21 protein-coding genes are annotated in these 19,189 nt (G+C 37.0%); 4 read left to right on the top strand and 17 right to left on the bottom strand.

Translation table 11 applies throughout. The annotated features are described in order from the left end of the window. Window positions 1-6: 6 nt before the first annotated feature. From ACU8DI_RS00390 to ACU8DI_RS00370, 5 genes are all read right to left on the bottom strand, one after another. A complete protein-coding gene (locus ACU8DI_RS00390; protein ID WP_447110757.1) occupies window positions 7-1,386 on the bottom strand; it encodes a cytochrome ubiquinol oxidase subunit I in 1,380 nt (459 codons plus the stop codon). A gap of 79 nt (window positions 1,387-1,465) precedes the next feature. Continuing rightward, window positions 1,466-2,794, bottom strand: a complete 1,329-nt coding sequence (locus tag ACU8DI_RS00385) for an MBL fold metallo-hydrolase (RefSeq protein WP_447110756.1) — start codon at window positions 2,792-2,794, stop codon at window positions 1,466-1,468. Between the two features lie 65 nt (window positions 2,795-2,859). Beyond that, window positions 2,860-3,525 carry a peroxiredoxin gene (locus tag ACU8DI_RS00380; protein ID WP_447110755.1) on the bottom strand — a complete coding sequence of 222 codons (666 nt, stop codon included), beginning with the start codon at window positions 3,523-3,525 and terminating at the stop codon, window positions 2,860-2,862. A 109-nt stretch (window positions 3,526-3,634) separates the two neighbouring features. After that, window positions 3,635-4,090: a methyltransferase family protein gene (locus tag ACU8DI_RS00375; RefSeq protein ID WP_447110754.1), complete on the bottom strand. Its 456-nt coding sequence runs from the start codon at window positions 4,088-4,090 to the stop codon at window positions 3,635-3,637. Window positions 4,091-4,160: 70 nt separating this feature from the next. After that, on the bottom strand, window positions 4,161-5,423 hold the full coding sequence (locus ACU8DI_RS00370; protein WP_447110753.1) for an FAD-dependent oxidoreductase: 1,263 nt from the start codon (window positions 5,421-5,423) through the stop codon (window positions 4,161-4,163). Window positions 5,424-5,644: 221 nt separating this feature from the next. On the opposite strand from ACU8DI_RS00370, the gene ACU8DI_RS00365 reads away from it, so the two are divergent. Further along, window positions 5,645-6,520, top strand: a complete 876-nt coding sequence (locus tag ACU8DI_RS00365) for a sterol desaturase family protein (protein WP_447110752.1) — start codon at window positions 5,645-5,647, stop codon at window positions 6,518-6,520. Here ACU8DI_RS00365 and trxA read toward each other — a convergent pair whose 3' ends face one another. The 11 genes from trxA to ACU8DI_RS00310 all read right to left on the bottom strand — a co-directional run bounded on the left by trxA (window position 6,521) and on the right by ACU8DI_RS00310 (window position 15,233). After that, window positions 6,521-6,835, bottom strand: coding sequence for a thioredoxin (trxA, locus tag ACU8DI_RS00360; protein WP_447110751.1), 315 nt, complete (start codon window positions 6,833-6,835; stop codon window positions 6,521-6,523). 6 nt (window positions 6,836-6,841) lie between these two features. Then, window positions 6,842-7,630 (bottom strand): carbonic anhydrase, encoded by a 789-nt coding sequence (locus ACU8DI_RS00355; RefSeq protein WP_447110750.1) that lies wholly within the window; start codon window positions 7,628-7,630, stop codon window positions 6,842-6,844. Between the two features lie 3 nt (window positions 7,631-7,633). Further along, window positions 7,634-8,347, bottom strand: a complete 714-nt coding sequence (locus ACU8DI_RS00350) for a DUF2490 domain-containing protein (protein ID WP_447110749.1) — start codon at window positions 8,345-8,347, stop codon at window positions 7,634-7,636. A gap of 3 nt (window positions 8,348-8,350) precedes the next feature. Next, window positions 8,351-9,364 carry a c-type heme family protein gene (locus ACU8DI_RS00345; RefSeq protein ID WP_447110748.1) on the bottom strand — a complete coding sequence of 338 codons (1,014 nt, stop codon included), beginning with the start codon at window positions 9,362-9,364 and terminating at the stop codon, window positions 8,351-8,353. 5 nt (window positions 9,365-9,369) lie between these two features. After that, entirely contained in the window at window positions 9,370-9,636 is a 267-nt protein-coding gene (locus ACU8DI_RS00340; RefSeq protein ID WP_447110747.1) for a heavy-metal-associated domain-containing protein, read from the bottom strand. Between the two features lie 125 nt (window positions 9,637-9,761). After that, the gene (locus ACU8DI_RS00335; RefSeq protein ID WP_447110746.1) at window positions 9,762-10,106 is read right to left on the bottom strand and encodes a rhodanese-like domain-containing protein; all 345 of its coding nucleotides are present in this window, start codon (window positions 10,104-10,106) and stop codon (window positions 9,762-9,764) included. Between the two features lie 172 nt (window positions 10,107-10,278). Then, a complete protein-coding gene (locus ACU8DI_RS00330) occupies window positions 10,279-10,605 on the bottom strand; it encodes a rhodanese-like domain-containing protein (RefSeq protein ID WP_447110745.1) in 327 nt (108 codons plus the stop codon). A gap of 8 nt (window positions 10,606-10,613) precedes the next feature. Then, on the bottom strand, window positions 10,614-12,023 hold the full coding sequence (locus tag ACU8DI_RS00325) for an MBL fold metallo-hydrolase (protein WP_447110744.1): 1,410 nt from the start codon (window positions 12,021-12,023) through the stop codon (window positions 10,614-10,616). 138 nt (window positions 12,024-12,161) lie between these two features. After that, window positions 12,162-13,574: an MBL fold metallo-hydrolase gene (locus ACU8DI_RS00320; RefSeq protein WP_447110743.1), complete on the bottom strand. Its 1,413-nt coding sequence runs from the start codon at window positions 13,572-13,574 to the stop codon at window positions 12,162-12,164. Window positions 13,575-13,716: 142 nt separating this feature from the next. Then, the gene (locus ACU8DI_RS00315) at window positions 13,717-14,529 is read right to left on the bottom strand and encodes a sulfite exporter TauE/SafE family protein (RefSeq protein ID WP_447110742.1); all 813 of its coding nucleotides are present in this window, start codon (window positions 14,527-14,529) and stop codon (window positions 13,717-13,719) included. Between the two features lie 68 nt (window positions 14,530-14,597). Next, window positions 14,598-15,233 carry a Crp/Fnr family transcriptional regulator gene (locus tag ACU8DI_RS00310; protein WP_447110741.1) on the bottom strand — a complete coding sequence of 212 codons (636 nt, stop codon included), beginning with the start codon at window positions 15,231-15,233 and terminating at the stop codon, window positions 14,598-14,600. A gap of 284 nt (window positions 15,234-15,517) precedes the next feature. Between ACU8DI_RS00310 and ACU8DI_RS00305 the strand changes: the two genes are divergently transcribed. The 3 genes from ACU8DI_RS00305 (at window position 15,518) to ACU8DI_RS00295 (ending at window position 18,564) form a co-directional block, all read left to right on the top strand. Next, window positions 15,518-15,976 carry an RNA methyltransferase gene (locus tag ACU8DI_RS00305; protein WP_447110740.1) on the top strand — a complete coding sequence of 153 codons (459 nt, stop codon included), beginning with the start codon at window positions 15,518-15,520 and terminating at the stop codon, window positions 15,974-15,976. A gap of 86 nt (window positions 15,977-16,062) precedes the next feature. Further along, window positions 16,063-16,944 (top strand): GTPase Era, encoded by an 882-nt coding sequence (gene era, locus ACU8DI_RS00300; RefSeq protein ID WP_447110739.1) that lies wholly within the window; start codon window positions 16,063-16,065, stop codon window positions 16,942-16,944. Between the two features lie 87 nt (window positions 16,945-17,031). Next, window positions 17,032-18,564, top strand: coding sequence for a choice-of-anchor I family protein (locus tag ACU8DI_RS00295; protein WP_447110738.1), 1,533 nt, complete (start codon window positions 17,032-17,034; stop codon window positions 18,562-18,564). A gap of 15 nt (window positions 18,565-18,579) precedes the next feature. On the opposite strand, the gene ACU8DI_RS00290 is transcribed toward ACU8DI_RS00295, so the two are convergent. After that, on the bottom strand, window positions 18,580-19,146 hold the full coding sequence (locus tag ACU8DI_RS00290; protein WP_447110737.1) for a GTP-binding protein: 567 nt from the start codon (window positions 19,144-19,146) through the stop codon (window positions 18,580-18,582). Between the last annotated feature and the right edge of the window lie 43 nt (window positions 19,147-19,189).

Here is a 19,189-nt window from a genome sequence, read left to right as displayed (position 1 = left end):
AGTTAATTAGTTTCCAGTGATTACTTCGGATATTTCTTTGGTTAATGGGCGATCGTCATCATCTTCTTCATTGTAGGGCCCATGTTTTATTTTCTTATTTAGCAGATAGATAAATAAGGTAAACAAAAAGGCATAGACCACCATGAACAACACTAATGAAAATAACACTTGATTATCACTGACAGCTTGTGAAAAAGCATCTGAAGTTTTTAGCAATCCATAAACAACCCACGGTTGCCTACCCATTTCTGCAGCAAACCACCCAACTTGATTGGCAATTTGAGGTAATATAGCAGCAAAGACGAATAGCCATAACAACCATCGTTTATCAAATAGCGAGCCACGCCACCATAAAAACACCGCCATCAAAGTTAATGCGATCAGCGCCATTCCGATAATGATCATAAGATGATAAAACTGAAATACCGCATTTATTTGTCCGGGACGTTCATCTTCAGGAAACGCGTTTAAACCTTTTACAGGTGCCTCTAAATCATAATGCAGTAAAAAGGAAAGACCACCAGGAATTTTCAGCCCAGAAACTTCTTGACGCTCTTTGTTGACCCAGCCCAAGAGATACATGTCTGCTGGGCCGCTCTCATCAAAATGACCTTCCATAGCTGCTAATTTCGCCGGTTGATTAACGGCGACACCTTCTGCCGATTTATGGCCGGTCAACAATTGTCCCAACGAAAATACTGTTGCTACGACCAGTGCTATTTTAAAGGCTTTTTTTGATATACTCACATAACGTCCTTTTAAGATATAGAACGCATGGACGCTTAAAACTAAGAAGGCACCTGCTAAAAACGCACCAAGCCAAACGTGGGTAAGTCGATCTATGCTGGAAGGATTAAATACCATCGCCCAAAAATCGGTAATTTCTGCTCTAGCGTTTAGACCCTTACCTACAATATGGTAGCCCGCTGGTGTTTGCTGCCAACTATTGGCCACAACAATCCAGACAGCAGAGAACATCGAGCCCAAGAAAACTCCAATGGTTGCTACTAAATGTACCCAAGGTTTTACGCGATTCCAACCAAAAAGTAAAATGCCGAGAAAACCGCTTTCCAAAGCAAATGCAAAAATACCCTCTGCGGCCAAGGCGCTTCCAAAGACATCACCAACATAACGAGAATAGACAGCCCAATTGGTGCCAAATTCGAATTCCATAACAATACCTGTGACCACACCAATACCGAAGGTCAATGCAAAAATTTTAGTCCAAAATTTAGCTAATACATGGTATTGTTTCTTCTTGGTTTTTATGTAAAAACTTTCAAAAATCACCATCAATAATCCGAGACCGATACTCAATGGTGGATAGATGTAGTGAAACGCTATCGTAAAAGCAAACTGAATTCTAGCGAGAATTTCGGTATCCATAAATCAGAGAATATTTACCCATCTAAGTTAATAATATGAGCTTCTTAAATAGGTAACATAAGTTACATATTGACAATTGTTATTTGAAATCGTTGACGGATTCACCAAGGTCGTACACAGTCACATCTTTCAATGCCATTTCCAGAATACTGCTTCCTGCGGCACTTCTGTAGCCACCAGCACAATGGACGACAATGGGTTTGTCGGTTGAAATTGTTTGAGCAGTTTTTCGCAAATTATTGAGTGGGTGTGATTTGGCGGTTTCAAAGAATTTTTCGTCAGCGACCTCACTAGCATTTCTAATATCTATAATGGTGTATTGTTCCGGGTGTGTCTTGAAGTCCTGTAAATTCAATGTTGGAGTTTTAACCAAGTCTTCGCCATTTAGCGTGATGACCTTCTTAAGTTGTTCTTCATAACCAATTTTTGCAATTCTCTCTAGTATATATTGTTTGGAATCTTCATTGTCGATAACAAGCGTAAATGCTTCCTCAGGTTGCACAATGGCACCTAACCATGTTTCAAATTTGTGCGTATCTGAAAGCCCTTGAATGTTAATGCTTCCAGATAAATGTCCTTTTTTAAAATCAGAGGCGTCTCTGACGTCAACAATGAGACCTGTTGCAGTGGCATCTTTTTCAAAAGGAATACGATCTATAGCTGGCTCTAAATTTTTTGCACCGATTTTATTGATGTCGACATTAAAACCAAAATAAGAAGGAATAAAGGGTTGTCCTTCAAGAATGGTATCCATGAACGCTTCCTTTGTTTGGGTTTTAAAAGCCCAATTATCGCGACGTTCAGTACCGAGAGTACTACTGGCCGCATCACTCAGATTCTTGCCACATAAAGACCCTGCGCCATGGGCTGGATAGACCATGGCATCATCTGGGAGGTTATTGAACTTTGTGGTGATGGTATCATACATCATCTCTGCCAGTTCTTCGCGTTTAGCCTTCATATTTCCAGCCTTTTCCCGAAGATCAGGTCGACCGACATCTCCAATAAATAACGTGTCTCCTGTAAACAATGCGGTTTCATCACCCTCCGTAGCCACTACCGTAATACTGTCGGGTGAATGTCCTGGAGTGTTTATGGCTTTTAAAACGCAATTACCAATGTTCAAGAGGTCTCCTTGGTCAAATTTTTGGTGCGGGTAATCTGCTCCTAACTTTTCACTATTGTAAATGGTAGCGCTAGTTTCTTTATGTATTTCCAAATGAGCACTCACAAAGTCTGCGTGTGGATGCGTTTCAATAATAGCAACTATTTTGGCGCCATGTACTTTGGCATGGTCATAATAAATTTTCGGATCGCGTTCAGGATCGATGATGGCCATTTCTCCATTGCTAACAATGGCGTACGAGTAATGAGCTAAAGGTTTATATTCAAATTGTTTGATGTTCATAAATGTTAAATTTTAATTTTAAAAAGGGCTTAGAGTAGTCACACAGAAAGCCCTTAAAGTTAATTTTAAATATTCTTTTTTGCTAGATACCAAGTGATTTTCTCTATCGAATCGTCGTCTAAGCGCGCATTCAATTCGTCCAATGATTTTGGTGGAGGTACAATGGCCTTATCGCCTCTTTTCCAATCCAAAGGCATGGCTACTTTGTATTTATCTGAAACTTGCAAGGCATCCAAAGCCCTTAGAATTTCATCCATGTTGCGGCCTACATTGAGTGGGTAATACATAATGAGTCTGATTTTCTTTTTAGGATCTATAAAAAATACGGCTCTTACAGCAGCTGTTTCACTTTCGTTGGGTTGAAGCATTCCGTATAGTTTAGATACTTTCATGTCCAAATCAGCAATGATAGGGAAATCAAAATATACTCCAGTATGCTCTCTTACATTTTGTACCCAGCCTAAATGTGCATGGATACTGTCGATGCTTAAGCCTAGCAACTCAGTATTCAAAGCTTCAAATTCAGCCTTTCTAGTGGCGAATCCGCTCATTTCAGTAGTACAAACAGGCGTAAAATCTGCTGGATGAGAGAACATGACTGTCCATTTGCCTTCAGCAAATTCCGACATCCTAATAGGACCTTTGGTCGTTAAGGCTTCAAAATCAGGTGCCGTATCACCAATTCTAGGCATGGCGTATGTTGTTTCATTAAATTGATCTTCAGTATTCATAATAGTTTTAATTTATAATTAATATTTACACCATAAATTTAAACTATATATAAGTGCTAGGCAGTAACATAGGTTACATAGCACAGATGATACGTATTTTTAAAAGACGCTATAAACGTTTAGGAAAAAATCTACCAGTTCTATTCTTATAAGATCTATAGCTAGGGAACTTTTGCATGAGTTGCTGTTCTTCATAATTCGATTTAAAAAAGAAGAGTACATACAACAATGTAGTGATGATTAATTTGTAGATGGAATTGGAATAAAATGCATAGCCAGCGCAAGTAAGTAGGATGCCCGTGTAAATGGGATGACGGCTATAGCGATAAAGCCCATAAACTATAAGTTCAGAATTTGATCGTGGCGTTGGAAAAGGTGAGATCTTGGTGTTTAATTGGATAATGGCTATAGCGACGATAATCATACCTATAAAAGCGATGCTTAATGCCGAGGCCCTTTGGTAAAAGGAAAGTTCAAACTCAAAAAGATTAAAGTCCCATAGATACAATACAAACAATATCATTTGTAATGCGACAAACCCATAATCTTTTTTTTGTAATGTCATTTAAAAAATAGAGGTAAGATGACAGGTCATCCTACCTCCAACTTTAATTAAAATTTAATCTATCAATAAGCTATACATCTTTCCCTTTCATCATTTTGTTCCAATACAAATACGGAAGCATGTATTTTTTTAATAACCATAACCTCCAGTGTTCTTTTGAACTATCAAAAATAAGCATTTGTTTCAATTTTGGATCTGGAGTGAAATTACTATCATAATCAAATTCTGCTAAGGTCATTTTGCCGTATGCCGTAACTAAAGGGCAAGAGGAATAGCCATTATAAGATTTAGTTCCTAACATATTACGAGCAATTAATAAAGAGATATTATCGACAACTACAGGAACTTGTTTCCTTATAGCAGCACCCGTTTTTGCAGTTGGTAAGGCTGCTACATCACCAAGCCCAAAAATATTTGGATACTTTTTATGTTGCAATGAATGATGGTCTACATCCAACCAACCAGCGTCATTTACAAGATTTGACTCTCTTATAAATTTAGGAGCGGTTTGAGGTGGCGCTAAATGTAGTAAGTCGAATGGCATTTCAATGATCGTATCACCAGACTGTTTTTCTCCCAAAGAATTATCCTCAACAATGATGCATTGATTTTCTTCCGGTGCTGTATTTCTAAAGTACACGATTTTTTTATCGGGATCAATTTTAAATGGAGCATAATAAGGCTTGAAATGGATGCCATATCTGTGAATGACTTGCATCAAAGTGTCTTTTATAGGCTTTACCCCAAAGATGACACTTCCAGGAGTTGCAAATACCACATTGGTTTTATCGGAAAGATGTTGCTTTTTGAAATAATCTGCAGCCAGATAAGCAATTTTTTGTGGTGCACCTCCACATTTGATAGGTGTTGTGGGTTGTGTAAAGACAGCATTGCCACCTTTAAAATTTTTAATTTGTTCCCAAGTATGTATCGGATTTGTATAATTGCTACAAACGACGCCTTTCTCCATCGCCTCAGGAAGTCCTTCAATAAGTTCGGGTGCCATCACCAAACCAGGCGCAACGACGAGATAATCATAGGTGATAGCTCCAGTTACTTTGGTATGAACGGTATTATGGTCTGCATCGAATGACGTTGCATAATCTTTAATCCATGTGACACCTTCGGGAATCAATGATGCCATGGGACGAGCCGTTTTTTCAAAGTCATAGGTTCCAGCGCCCACCAATGTCCATGCTGGCTGATAGTAGTGTGTGTCTGCAGGCTCAATAATTGCGATGTTCAACTCCTTGTTTTTATTTCTGAGTTGCGAAGCCATCATAATTCCAGCCGTACCGCCTCCAATAATTAAAATTTGATGATGTGTAGTCATTTTAGTTGCAGTTTTGATGTGATTATAAATTTAAAGCATATAATTAATGAAAAGTGTAACTTAGGTTACAGATGAACCATTTCTATTCCTGTAATTTCATGTATTATTTAAATCAGATCATTTTGTTACCTTTAAATGATGAGGTAATTTACAAGATTATTAATCTCTGTTAGTCATACCATAGTTACGCGACTAATGTTTCAAGAGTTAGATGAACTTATATGAATAAATATTTCGATGCCTTTAGTAATGCTTTTTTTGGTACCATAGATTGGACCTGGAAGTCTATTATTTTTGAGGTGCCTTGGTACACCAATTATTTTTGGGGCTTGATCATTATTTCTTTTGTGGTCTGGCTTTTGGAAATTGCATTTCCATGGCGAAAGAATCAATCGGTTTTTAGAAAAGACTTCTGGTTGGACGCCTTTTACATGTTTTTCAATTTTTTCATATTTGCTATTGCCATTAGTGGATTTTATAAATTGTTGCAAGTTGCTTTTGCCGATTTAGGAATTAAAGAAGATTCTCTTGCATTATTTCATCCTTCTGGTTGGCCAATGTGGATTCAATTATTAGTGTTTTTTATCATATTGGATTTTGTTCAGTGGTTTACACATACCTTGTTACATAAATACCCTGTATTATGGCGCTTTCATAAAGTGCATCACAGTGTGAAAGAAATGGGTTTTGCGGCACATTTGCGTTATCATTGGATGGAAAACATTTTGTATAAACCTCTGAAAACTTTTGCCGTCATGATATTATTTGGTTTTGAGCCAGAGCAGGCGTACATCGTGCACTTTTTTGCTATTGCCATTGGACATTTAAACCATTCCAATATTAAAATAACTTACGGACCTTTAAAATACATTCTCAATAATCCTGTCATGCATTTATATCACCATTCCTATCACTTACCTGAAGGAACTTATGGTGTAAACTTCGGAATTAGTTTAAGTCTTTGGGACTATATGTTTAAGACCAACTACATTCCAGAGGATAGTGGTACCATCAAACTCGGCTTTCCGGGTGATGATAAGTTTCCGAAGGGATTTGTGGGTCAAAACACTTATGGCTTTACTAAATCAAAAGATTAGCTAATCGTTGTTGTCATTGATGTGGTTAATTACTTGATCTATCAAATCGTTCTTTTGAATCATTCCAGACGCACGCCATTTTATAGCACCTTTCTGGAATAGTATAAAGGTTGGGACGCCTCTTACTTGATACTTCGCTGCCAGACCTTGATTTTTGTCGACGTCTACCTTAAGAATAGTGACTCTGTCGCCTAAATTAGCTTTCACCTCTTTGAGAATAGGTGACATCATTTTGCAAGGCCCACACCATTCAGCAAAAAAATCGATAAGAACTGGCTGTTCTCCATTGATGATATTTGAAAAATTAGATTTCATAACTGATTATTTAGATATTCTGATTCGACGCCCATTGTGAGGCTGTTCATTTCTGTAATTGTTCAACGGCATAAGTGCACGTAGTTGCTCTACTTGTTTCAAGGATACTGTAATTGGGTCCTTAAAGATAAACCATTCTACGCTTTCGCTACAAGGAGGAGTTGTTAAAGAACCTGTATAGTTAAAATAAGTCCGATGCTTTGGTAGGTTTAGGTTCATGTCGAAGGCTTGGTCTACCTTTGCAGTTTGGCCAGGAAGAACTGGTAAGAAACTCTCCAAGAAATCAAATGGTTCGCTACTTTGACCTTCTTTTGCCATCACAGCAATGACGGCGTATTCTCCATCATCACTCATATGTACTAGGTGCAATACCAATGGATACCTGATGCCATCAATCAGATGTTCGGCAGGTTCATGAAAATGAAACTGCTTTAAATCAAATCTCTTCTGATTTAGGGTCATATAGTCACCAGTGTCAAAGTTGTACTGTATGGAATGACCATTATTGACCACATCATGTATGTGCGTACTCTGTGAATAATTGATGTCTAGTGGTGCCAGAGTCGTATCACTGTCATAATTAACAATGTTGATTGGTGATTGGTATTTACCACCACAATCGGAGTTGACCTCGATTTCCTTCCAATAGGTTGGACCCATTTCTCCTTCGTAACTCCAATGTTTATCTTTATGCGAAACAACGGTCTTTCTTTTAGAAGGTTCAATCGTTTGTGTGGTGTTTTGGCATCCAATGGCTAGGACGAGTAAAATTAGTGTAAAATGTATGGATTTCATCGTTTATATATGATAGGTCAGAGTGGTTTCCCAAACATGATTATTGATAAACAGATCATTTCTTTTTGCAAAAATATCGTGATATCCTGTTCTGATTTTAATGTGCTCGCTAATTTTAAATATGAGACCAGCAAACATCCAGTTTTGATCTAACTTTTCTGGTCTTAGCCGATTTCCGAAGTCTAAAAAAGCTTCATCGTATAAGAAAAGGCTTATGGACTTTCCCTCTAGAGGAATGGCCATCTGAAGTCTATAACGAAACCTGTTTTTGTGTTTTCGACCATCGATGTGATAGGCATCAGTGTCTTGTAATACGAGGTGGTCGATGAAACGTTCTTCAAACCGTATTCTGTGACCAAATGAGAATTTTGAAAATTGCTGTTTGATCATCAATTGCTGAAATATATTCTGTTCATTCACATCAATAGGTGTGCTGAATTCTGAAAATTGGAAGTTTTTGATATAGCTATAACCCAATGCTAAGTCGATATTATTTTCAACTTTATAATGAACTAGAGGTCGCACTACTATTTGTTCCCAATCGGATAAAAAATTAGTGCGTCGTACGTTCAATTCAGCATTGACATACCAGTGTTGACTGATTGTTTTTACCACATTCAAAGTGTTCCAGCTACTGTGATTTTTCACCACCAACTCTTGTCCTAATGACAATTGGGAAAGCCATAGAAATGATAACAGAAAAAGCCTATTTTTCATGGGTTACTCTTTATAATCAATGCGCCACATACCGCGAACTTCATTAACGGCGTAGCCTGTAGCTTGGTCTGATGGATAGAGTGTAGTGATTTTGTCGAAAACGTCTTGCTCAATATCCTTCAATGGTTGACCATGACATTGTAGGCACATGGAATTGGTAATAATGGGATAGTAATCCGTTACATGACCGTTTGATTTTTCCTTGTGATATATATCAGTTTCACCATTTATCAAGTGCTTTTTGAAATTCTTGATGATGACTAATTCTTCAGAATTCGCTTGATTATTTGGGTTTCTAGCGTTGTCTGAAACCCGTTTAATCGCGACATTTTGTACTTGGGCCATGCTATCGGTAATAGGATACGCTTGTTGGTTGCAAAAAGCGACAGCTTCGAGTGTTCCTTTTTTTTGAATAGTTCCCATTAAGTTTTTGCCGAGTTCCTTCTTGGTGTTTAAGGCATAAGTCAGACCTTTGTTTTCTTTAGTTTCTTCTGAAGAATTATGGTGTTGTTCGTTTTTGATACCGTCATTTCGGTACTTCATTTTTCCGTGACTTTCTTCTTCGATATGTTGTTTGAACCACTCGGGTTCATCAATTTTGTGGTCGTACATGTAGTCGGCAATAAGTTTGATGTCCTCTTCGGAAAAAAGTTGATATGGCATCACGCCAAAACGTCGAACAGCACCTCGCATTTTTGAATTTTCTGCTGAAGGTTGCTTGACGAAATCCCAGATGGCATTGCCGAAGGCTTCTTTTGAAATATCATCATTCATATAGTGGGATTTGACGGCTACCATGGGAGGTGCTATACGTGCGTTATGCGCTGTTGTCGGATTGTGACAGACATAGCAGTTTTTCTCCAATAAGGCTTTTCCAGGGTGCTCTTGATTGGCTGTAAGGGTTACTGTATCAATTTCTGATGTTGTCGTATACACCGTTTTTTTTGATTGGTTACAGCTAGTTATGGTTATAAGTGACCATAGACTTATGATGGTTGCAAATAGATGTTTTTTCATGATAATTAGCTTATTTTTCCTGAGGCACAACTTACATAGGATTTTACTTTAGAAATCATGGAGTTTCCTTCATTTATAGATGGATACCCCAAATCCTTTAATTTGGTTAACACGGCTTCTCCATCATTTGGATGAATCATGCAGAAGGTTACTGCTCCATGGTCAATATCGATTTCTACACTTGAGATATTCTCTAATTTCGAGATATGTGAAGTGATGGTTTTTGCACAACCACCACATTTTAGGTTTTGAACTCTTATAGTTGTTCTCATACTTTAGTTTTTAAGCAATTTAGCGTCTATACGCTTATTGTGCAGTAACTAAAGTTACACAGAACGATGATTAAAGTAAATTAATTGAGAGGTGCTTTGGCGACTTGAATTGTGTGAATGTTTGGTTAATTCCAGTTCATATAACCACCTTTCAAATCAAAGATGTTTTTAAATCCAATACTGTCAAGTTTTTTGGCCGCTTTTTGACTTCTATTTCCCGATCTACAATAAATAAAGATGGGTTGTTCTTTATCGTAACCCTTAATTGCTTTGATAAAATTAGAGGTGTCAAAGTAATCGATATTCACAGCATTTTTTATATGGCCTGATAGGTATTCTCGAGGTGTGCGAACGTCAATTAAGGTTATATTTTTTGAAGATATTGCAGCTTTGAAAGACGCTTTGTCTAAAATAGTTATGTGATCAGATTTTTGAGGATGACCACCGAAAAGTAAAGAAAGGAATGACATGTATACTAAAATTAATTTCATAGATAATTATCTCAACTGAAATAAGGATCAGTGTTATATTTTGAAAATAGTTGTGATTTTTTACGGATTTTCAAAAAAAAAAGGAACTGCCAATCGTGACATCCCCTTTACGATTATTACATCTTTTTAAAGTTGTTATTCGTTTTAATAATTAGGACTTTTGAGAGGGTGTAATGGTCTCTCCTTGCCATTCCATCATACCTCCAATTAAATTGTAGGTTTTTTCAAAGCCTAAATTTTCCATTAATTGGCAAGCTTGTCCACTACGATTGCCACTTCTGCAATAAATATAATAGGATTTACTTTTATCCAATTTTTGGATTGTATCCATGAATAAGGATGTGTCGAAAATATCGACCATCATAGCATTTTCTAATATACCTTCGGCACATTCATTGGGTGTTCTGACATCCATAATGATGGCTTGATCATCTTGCGCAATTAACTGTCGCCACTCGGCTTGTGTGATATTTTTCATATTGATAATTATAAAGTTGTAGGACAAACAAAATCTGACACAGGAATATTGGTTTCTCGGATTGCTTTAAAGCCTCCTTGAACATCTATGAGATTATGAATGCCACGGCTTTTTAAAATGGATGCGGCAATCATACTGCGATAGCCTCCAGCACAATGCACATAAAATTGTTGTTCCTCAGGGAATTCTGCTAAATAATTATTGATAAAGTCAAGCGGTGTGTTATGTGCATCTATGATATGCTCAGATTTAAATTCACTTTCTTTTCTTACATCAAAGGTCGGGACTTTGTCTTCGCTTAGGATCTCTTCAAATGTCTCCGCTGAAATCGTACTTACCACATCATAGTCAAAAGCTGATGTTTTCCAAGCTTCAAATCCGCCTTTCAAATAACCTAGCGTATTATCAAAACCAACACGCGATAATCTCGTCACAGCTTCTTCCTCTCGACCTTCAGGAGCGACCAATAAAATAGGTTGTTTGACATCGGCAATGAGCGCACCTACCCATGGTGCAAAGCTGCCATCCAATCCAATAAATATAGATCTAGGAATGTGACCTTTGGCGAAATCATCTTGATGTCTTACATCCAAAACAATAGCGCCAGTTTCATTGGCAGCAGCTTCAAACGCTTTAGGCGAAAGTGCCTGAGTACCGCGTTTCAGAACATCATCGATATCATCATACCCTTCCTTATTCATTTTTACATTATCTGGGAAGTATTGTGGTGGTGGTAGGAGTCCGTCTGTTACTTCTTCTATGAACTCTTCCTTAGTCATATCTGAACGTAACGCATAATTCATTTCCTTTTGATTCCCTAATGTGTCAACTGTTTCTTTCATCATGTTTTTTCCGCAAGCCGAACCAGCTCCATGAGCAGGATAAACAATCACATCATCAGACAAAGGCATTATTTTTTCACGCAAACTATCAAAAAGAAAACCAGCGAGATCTTTTTCCGTTAGTTCACCCATTTTTTGTGCTAAATCTGGACGACCTACATCTCCTAAAAACAAGGTGTCACCACTGAAGATAGCATGGTCTTTCCCGTTTTCGTCACGTAATAAATACGTGGTGCTTTCCATCGTGTGACCTGGTGTATGCAAAGCCACAATTGTGACGTCACCTAATTTAAACTCCTGTCCGTCTTTAGCTATGATAGCGTCAAAAGTAGGATTGGCGTTTGGCCCAAAGATAATAGGAGCCTCAGTGGCTTTAGCCAGTGTGATATGACCACTAACGAAATCTGCGTGGAAATGTGTTTCAAAAATATATTTGATTTTGGCATCGTCCTGCTTGGCCCTATTTAAATAAGGTTTGATTTCTCTTAAAGGATCTATAATCGCAACCTCACCTTTGCTTTCAATGTAGTAGGCGCCTTGTGCAAGGCAACCTGTATATATTTGTTCAATCGTCATTTTGAATGTCTTTATTTACTGTGTAAAATTACTTTGTGTACAAAAATAACACAGTAACTCTTGTTACATATGACTAAATTTAATAAAAAAACTCCTGTTTGAGAATTTAACAGGAGTTTTAACATGACTTTAAAAGGTCTATAATAAGGTCGTCGGACAAACATATTCAGATCGAGGTATTTCGGTTTCGGAAACCGCATCAAAACCACCTTTGACATCCACGAAATTATGCCATCCACGCTGTTTTAATATCGACGATGCAACCATACTGCGATAGCCGCCAGCGCAATGTAGAATAAAGGGTTTGTCTTTTGGAAATTGCGATAAGTGCTGATTAATTTCATTCAGCGGCACGTTAAGTGCATCGATAATGTGTTCTGAATCATATTCACTCTTTTTCCTTACATCAATAATTAATGGTTTTTCCTTGTTATATCTTTCTTCAAGAGTTTCAGCAGAAATACGCATGGTAGTTTCAAAATCTTTGCCGCTATTTTTCCATGATGAAAAGCCGCCTTTTAAATAGCCTACAGTTTGGTCATAACCTACTCTTGACAACCTAGTGATGGCCTCTTCTTCTTTACCAGCATCCGTAATCAGTAAAATTTCTTGTTGAACATCTGGTATCATTTCACCTACCCATTGGGCGAAATTACCATCTAAACCAATGTTGATACTGTTAGGTATAAATCCTTTTGCAAAGTCTTCAGCGTCACGGGTATCAAGCATCAATGCGCCTGTTTCATTCGCTATTATTTCAAATTCATCTGGAGACAAAGACTTAGTAGCTCGATCCATGATAGTATCTAAACTTTCATATCCTTGAATATTCATTAACACATTTTGTGGGAAGTAACCAGGAGGCGCTGTAAGTCCGGTTAATAAAACGTTCTTAAACTCCTCTTTAGTCATTTCTTGTAATGCATAATTGGTTCTTTTTTGATTTCCTAGTGTGTCTGTGGTTTGATCACTCATCATTTTACCACAAGCTGATCCAGCACCATGATTAGGATACACGATCAAATCATCACTAAGAGGCATAATTTTATTGCGTAATGAATCATATAAATGACCCGCTAACTTATCCTCTGTAAGTTCTGATACCACATGCTGGGCCAAATCTGGTCGTCCAACATCACCAATAAACAAGGTGTCTCCAGTTATGATACCATGCTCTTTTCCGTTTTCATCTATTAGAAGATAGGTTGTGCTTTCCATGGTATGACCAGGTGTATGGATTGCTTTCACTTTATAGTTGCCCACTTTAAAGACTTCGTTGTCTTTAGCAATAGTAGCTTCATAAGCTGGTTTTGCTCCTGGTCCAAAGACAATTTCTGAGCCTGCTTTCTTTCGTAGATCCAAATGACCACTTACAAAATCGGCATGAAAATGTGTTTCAAAGACATATTTGATTTCGGTATTATCTATTTGAGCACGATCTATATAGGGTTGCACTTCTCTTAATGGGTCAAAAACAGCAGCTTCGCCGTTACTTTCAATATAATAAGCAGCATGAGCAATGCATCCTGTATAAATTTGTTCTACTTTCATTTTATTTTGATTTAATTGTTAAACAGATTAAAAGTAGTAACTATCTAATTATGTTAAGGTTACATTGGTTACACAAGAGAAAATAGTTAAAAAAAAATGACTTTTATCATAAAAGTCATTTTTTATAAATGTGTAAGATAATTTATTGTTCCACAAAAAACTCCATGTAAAAAATGAACACAGCCATGACGAAAATAAAGTAGCCAAAGCCTTTTTTTAGTTTGTTTCCATTGATAAAGTTACTGAGGTAACTTCCTACGAAGATACCAACAAAAGAAATTGCTGTAAAAACAGATAAAAACGTCCAATCAATAGCCATAGTCATCGCATCACCGAGGAAAAAACCGAGCAACGACTTAAATGCGATAATAATTAAGGATGTACCAACAGCAACTTTCATTTCAACGTTGGCCAAAATTACGAGTGCTGGGATGATTAAGAAGCCACCACCAGCACCAATCATTCCAGTAATTGCGCCAACGATTAGGCCTTCTACTAAGATAAGAGGATAGTTATACTTTACAATACGATCGCCTATGGCAGGTTTGTCTTTTCGCTCTTTTAACATAGAAATTGCTGCAGGTATCATAAGGATTGCAAAAAGACCAAACATGGCCATTCTTCTCGTAAATTCAAAATCGGCAATATGAAATAAAACATTGGGCAATGCTGGAACAACATAATGTCTAATAACCGTAACACCAATAATTGCTGGGATACCAAATACTATAGCAGTTCGCCAGTCTACATATCCCTTAAAATGTTGCTTTATACCACCAAGCAATGCACTTGCTCCTACAATAAAAAGTGAATACGCTGTAGCTGCTTTTTCGTTGATAGAAAAAAGATAGGCCAACACTGGTACGGCTAAAATGGATCCACCACCACCAATAAGACCTAAGGAGATCCCAATAACTAAAGCACTTATATATCCAAAAAGTTCAAGTAATTCCATAATGAGGTAAAATGTTGATGCGAAATTAAGATACTATTCGCCATCAAGAAGTAACTTTGGTTACATAGCTAATCTAAATTGATGATTTTTATATAATTTCTATGTAATTCTATTTTTCCAAGAGTTTCCAATTTTTTAAGAAGTCTTGAGATAACCACTCTTGAGCTATGTAATTCATAAGCTATTTCTTGATGAGTGTTTTCGATAATGGACGTTTTATTAATTCTTGACTTCTCCCTTAAATATGCCAAAATCCGTTCATCTAGATTATCAAAGGCTATACTATCAATGGTATGGAGCATTTCATTGAGCCTATTATGGTAACTTTCAAAGACGAAATTTCTCCACGATTTGTATTTGGCTGTCCATTCCTCCATTTTTCGGATGGGTATCATGATGAGTTTCGCGTCTGTCTCTGCAATGGCGCGGATTTCACTTTTGGTTTGACCCATACAGCAAGACATTGTAACAGAGCAGGTCTCTCCACGTTCCAAATAATAGAGGAGTAGTTCATTGCCATCATTATCTTCTCTGAGTACTTTTATCGCTCCAGAAATTAAAAGTGGCATTCCTTTTACATAACTTCCTATATCCATGAGTTTATATCCAGCAGGAACCTCCTTAAATGTTCCTACCTGTAAGATGTCATTTAAAAGGTCCTTTTCAAAAAGGTGGCCGTAACTTTTCTTTAGTTCTTCTATCATTTTGACTGTCAATTATAACGTGTATTTTACAACTAGAGCATTAACTCATGTATGAGACCAAAAAGGTAAACAAATCGCTCATAGGTATAAAATTTCTATTTAAAATAATTTCTTTACGCTTCTTCCATATGCTAAATTTCAAGGGCATCGTAAAACATTCTGTAAAGTTATGTATTGAAATGACCATTTAAAGTAACTCAGGTTACAAAAGGATTGAAGCAACTAGGTTTTTTTCAGAATTTAATGGTACAGAAAGATTCCTATGGGTTTTTTATTTTTGTGACATGATAGATAATTTTGAAAACGAATTCTTCGGTATAGGTATTCAGAACGGCAAAACGCCAGAAAACCTCGGAGTATTATGGCGTTCAGCACAAAATTTAGGTGCCAGTTTTATATTTACGATAGGGAACCGATATGCGAAACAAGCCTGTGATACTCACAACGCTGTTAAGTCAATGCCCTATTTTCATTACAAAAATTTTGAAGCCTTTTATAAAAACCTCCCAAAAGGAGCAAGGCTGGTTGGTGTAGAGTTAACTAAAGATGCTGAGCCACTAGAATCATTTCATCACCCGAGGCGCTGCGTCTATTTGTTAGGTGCTGAAGATCATGGTCTGTCTAATGATGCCATTAATAAAAGTCATTTTTTGGTTAAATTTAAGTCAGAATTGAGTCTCAATGTCTCAGTAGCTGGAAGTATTGTGATGTATGATCGCGGTATTGCAAAACCGCGACAATGATTATTTTCAATCTAAAAAATCACGAAATGGCAACGATTTAAGCAGAATTCATTCTTAAAGGTTGTAACTTTGCGAAAAATGTAACAATGCACAAAGCAGGTTTTGTAAATATTATCGGGAATCCCAATGTGGGTAAATCCACCTTGATGAATGCTTTTATCGGAGAGAAATTATCTATTATCACGTCGAAGGCGCAAACCACACGTCATCGTATCCTAGGCATTGTAAATGGTGAGGATTTTCAAGTCATTCTCAGCGATACTCCCGGAATTATCAAACCAGCCTATGAACTTCAAGAGTCGATGATGGATTTTGTGAAGTCGGCCTTCGAAGATGCGGATGTGTTATTATACATGGTGGAGATTGGAGAAAGTGAATTGAAAGATGAGTCTTTTTTTAAGAAAATCACCAATTCTAAAATTCCAGTATTACTACTTCTAAATAAAATTGATAAATCAGATCAAGAACAATTGGAATCACAAGTCCAAATCTGGTCTGAGAAAGTGCCAAATGCTGAAATTTTTCCTATTTCGGCATTGGAAGGGTTTAATGTAAATGAAGTTTTTAATAGAATTATTGAATTGCTTCCTGAGTCTCCCGCATTTTATCCGAAAGATCAGTTAACAGATAAACCGGAACGATTTTTTGTAAATGAAACGATCCGAGAAAAAATCCTCATGCACTATAAAAAGGAAATTCCTTACGCTGTTGAAATTGATACCGAAGAATTTTTTGAGGAAGACCAAATTATTCGAATGCGTTCAGTCATCATGGTAGAACGAGAAACGCAAAAAGGCATCATAATTGGACATAAAGGATCTGCTTTGAAACGTGTAGGTGTCGAGGCTAGAAAAGATTTAGAAAAGTTTTTTGGCAAGCAGGTGCATTTAGAATTATACGTTAAGGTCAATAAAAATTGGCGAAGTGATCAGCGACAGCTGAAACGTTTTGGTTACAATCAAAGGTGAAATCTAAAGATATCGTCTTCTTAGGATAACCTTAACTTTACGTTGGTCGGTTAATTTTAAACTCAAAATTAATTAAACCGAACCAAAATGAAAATTTTATCCAAACCAATGCTGGTATTCATAATGTTGCTAGCATTTTCATGCCAAAAAGATGATTTTACCGAAACACAAGAATCGTCAATTCAAGATCGTAAATCGAAAAACTTCAATGTCAATTTTCAATACAAATCTACAATTACTGTAGGTAGAGAAGGTGCTACCGAAATTGCTGCCTTCGATGCAATTAATCATAGGTTATTTGTGGTTGATGCAGACCAAGATCAAATTTTGGTTTGGGATATTTCTGATTTAGATTTTCCTAATGCCTTACCCTCAATTTCTGTAGCTCCAGGTGCACCAAATAGCGTGAGTGTACATAATGGTCAACTCGCAGTAGCTGTTGAAGCCGATAATAAACAAATGCCAGGAAGTATTAATGTATACGATACTAACTCTTTGAATTTAATACAAAGTTATACCGTTGGAGCCTTACCTGATATGGTCACGTTCTCACCGAATGGTCAATATTTGGTGTCTGCGAATGAGGGGGAACCCAATGATGATTATGATGTGGATCCTAATGGGTCTATCAGTATTATTGAAGTTGTTAGTGGGCAAGTGACTACACTTACCTTTGAACAGTTTAATAATCAAGAAACAGACTTAGAAGCGGATGGATTTAGGGTATTTGGGCCTAATGCGACACTAGCGATGGATGTGGAGCCAGAATATGTGGCTATTTCTAAAAATTCAAATGATGCTTGGGTGACTCTTCAGGAAAACAATGGAATTGCCAAAGTTAATTTGCAGTCTAAACAAATAGAAGCTATTTATCCGCTTGGATTTAAAGACTATAATATGCCTGGCAATGAAATCGATCCTAGTGATCGTGATGGTATGAAGACTTTGTCTAATTGGCCCGTATTTGGGATGTATCAGCCAGATGCTATCAAGTATGTTAAAATAGGAGGTGTGGATTATTTGTTTACAGCGAATGAAGGTGATGCACGTGATTACGATGGTTTTAGTGAGGAAGAGCGTGTGGATGATTTGAGTTTAGATTCTGCCATATTTCCTTTGGAAGCCGATTATCAAAATGACGCTAATTTAGGACGATTGGAAGTGACTTCAACTTTGGGATTAGGAGCCAATGGTTTGTATCAAGACTTATACAGTTATGGCGCGAGATCATTTTCAGTATGGTCAGGAACTGGCGATTTATTATATGATAGTGGAAATGAGATTGCTGCAAGAACATTAGCTTTAACTCCAGATCGATTTAATGATGATGATGGCAGGAGTGATGCTAAAGGCGCAGAGCCAGAGTCTGTTGAAATTTTAAAAATACAAGGCAATAAATATGTATTGTTTGTAGGATTAGAGCGAAATGATCAAGTTTTAGTATATGATATTTCTAATCCGTTAGCACCAGAATTTATTTCAATTTTATCACATTCAGGTGATGAAGCTCCTGAGGGGTTATTGGCCATTTCGAGTCAAGAAAGTCCTACTGGAAAAGATTTATTAGTTGTATCCAACGAAGATAGCGGTACAATTACGTTTTATGAAAATCAACAATAATATTTTCAATGTTCATTAGGAAGCCTCAGTATTTTTGCTGAGGCTTTTTTTATTCTGTCTATAATTGTTAAACTCCTGTATTCGATTACTTTTTAGGATGTTTTTCATAAATTGATCTAATTGACGCATTTCTTCTGCAGCTATTTTTTTTCCTAGTCGGCCTCCCAAGTAAAGAGCAAACCACAAAAGAATCATCAGTAGCGTTAAAAATAGTGGTATGGCATAATGGCTATCTAAACGCCAATTCACATAGGTCCAGATTCCAAATCCTATGAATAAACTAGCAACCATGAAATGTAAAAACATGAACATGGTCCAAACGGTTGGGTTGGGACCAAATAAACCATAGATAGTACTGGTTTTTTCTTGATCGTTTTTATTGATTTCTAAATGCAGTTGTGGCGACCAGAAATGTTGTTTCTCCTTCGGAATTTTAATAAATATGTGATCGTCTATTCGGGACACGATAAACGCTGATTGCTCCTTATCAGCAGCTTCAAAAAGCTTTAACAAGCGATCATTTTCTTGATGAATAATCAGTTTAAATCGCGGTCGTAAAATGATCTCGTTAACGTTCGACATTTTAATTTTGAAATAGTCATTCAAATTACTATTTTTTGTGGAA

The sequence above is a fragment of the Psychroserpens sp. BH13MA-6 genome (assembly GCF_052983595.1).
Note: the sequence above shows the minus strand (reverse complement) of the source record. Positions and strands in the feature narration are given on the sequence as shown.

What these genes read in the sequence shown, in the direction of transcription:
- ACU8DI_RS00305 (WP_447110740.1), top strand. Translation starts at nt 15,518, where the DNA reads ATGATAGATAATTTTGAAAACGAATTCTTCGGTATAGGTATTCAGAAC.
- era (WP_447110739.1), top strand. Translation starts at nt 16,063, where the DNA reads ATGCACAAAGCAGGTTTTGTAAATATTATCGGGAATCCCAATGTGGGT.
- ACU8DI_RS00290 (WP_447110737.1), bottom strand. Translation starts at nt 19,146, where the DNA reads ATGTCGAACGTTAACGAGATCATTTTACGACCGCGATTTAAACTGATT.
- ACU8DI_RS00320 (WP_447110743.1), bottom strand. Translation starts at nt 13,574, where the DNA reads ATGAAAGTAGAACAAATTTATACAGGATGCATTGCTCATGCTGCTTAT.
- ACU8DI_RS00370 (WP_447110753.1), bottom strand. Translation starts at nt 5,423, where the DNA reads ATGACTACACATCATCAAATTTTAATTATTGGAGGCGGTACGGCTGGA.
- ACU8DI_RS00315 (WP_447110742.1), bottom strand. Translation starts at nt 14,529, where the DNA reads ATGGAATTACTTGAACTTTTTGGATATATAAGTGCTTTAGTTATTGGG.
- ACU8DI_RS00385 (WP_447110756.1), bottom strand. Translation starts at nt 2,794, where the DNA reads ATGAACATCAAACAATTTGAATATAAACCTTTAGCTCATTACTCGTAC.
- ACU8DI_RS00350 (WP_447110749.1), bottom strand. Translation starts at nt 8,347, where the DNA reads ATGAAAAATAGGCTTTTTCTGTTATCATTTCTATGGCTTTCCCAATTG.
- ACU8DI_RS00340 (WP_447110747.1), bottom strand. Translation starts at nt 9,636, where the DNA reads ATGAGAACAACTATAAGAGTTCAAAACCTAAAATGTGGTGGTTGTGCA.
- trxA (WP_447110751.1), bottom strand. Translation starts at nt 6,835, where the DNA reads ATGAAATCTAATTTTTCAAATATCATCAATGGAGAACAGCCAGTTCTT.
- ACU8DI_RS00295 (WP_447110738.1), top strand. Translation starts at nt 17,032, where the DNA reads ATGAAAATTTTATCCAAACCAATGCTGGTATTCATAATGTTGCTAGCA.
- ACU8DI_RS00310 (WP_447110741.1), bottom strand. Translation starts at nt 15,233, where the DNA reads ATGATAGAAGAACTAAAGAAAAGTTACGGCCACCTTTTTGAAAAGGAC.
- ACU8DI_RS00345 (WP_447110748.1), bottom strand. Translation starts at nt 9,364, where the DNA reads ATGAAAAAACATCTATTTGCAACCATCATAAGTCTATGGTCACTTATA.
- ACU8DI_RS00335 (WP_447110746.1), bottom strand. Translation starts at nt 10,106, where the DNA reads ATGTCATTCCTTTCTTTACTTTTCGGTGGTCATCCTCAAAAATCTGAT.
- ACU8DI_RS00375 (WP_447110754.1), bottom strand. Translation starts at nt 4,090, where the DNA reads ATGACATTACAAAAAAAAGATTATGGGTTTGTCGCATTACAAATGATA.
- ACU8DI_RS00390 (WP_447110757.1), bottom strand. Translation starts at nt 1,386, where the DNA reads ATGGATACCGAAATTCTCGCTAGAATTCAGTTTGCTTTTACGATAGCG.
- ACU8DI_RS00365 (WP_447110752.1), top strand. Translation starts at nt 5,645, where the DNA reads ATGAATAAATATTTCGATGCCTTTAGTAATGCTTTTTTTGGTACCATA.
- ACU8DI_RS00355 (WP_447110750.1), bottom strand. Translation starts at nt 7,630, where the DNA reads ATGAAATCCATACATTTTACACTAATTTTACTCGTCCTAGCCATTGGA.
- ACU8DI_RS00330 (WP_447110745.1), bottom strand. Translation starts at nt 10,605, where the DNA reads ATGAAAAATATCACACAAGCCGAGTGGCGACAGTTAATTGCGCAAGAT.
- ACU8DI_RS00380 (WP_447110755.1), bottom strand. Translation starts at nt 3,525, where the DNA reads ATGAATACTGAAGATCAATTTAATGAAACAACATACGCCATGCCTAGA.
- ACU8DI_RS00325 (WP_447110744.1), bottom strand. Translation starts at nt 12,023, where the DNA reads ATGACGATTGAACAAATATATACAGGTTGCCTTGCACAAGGCGCCTAC.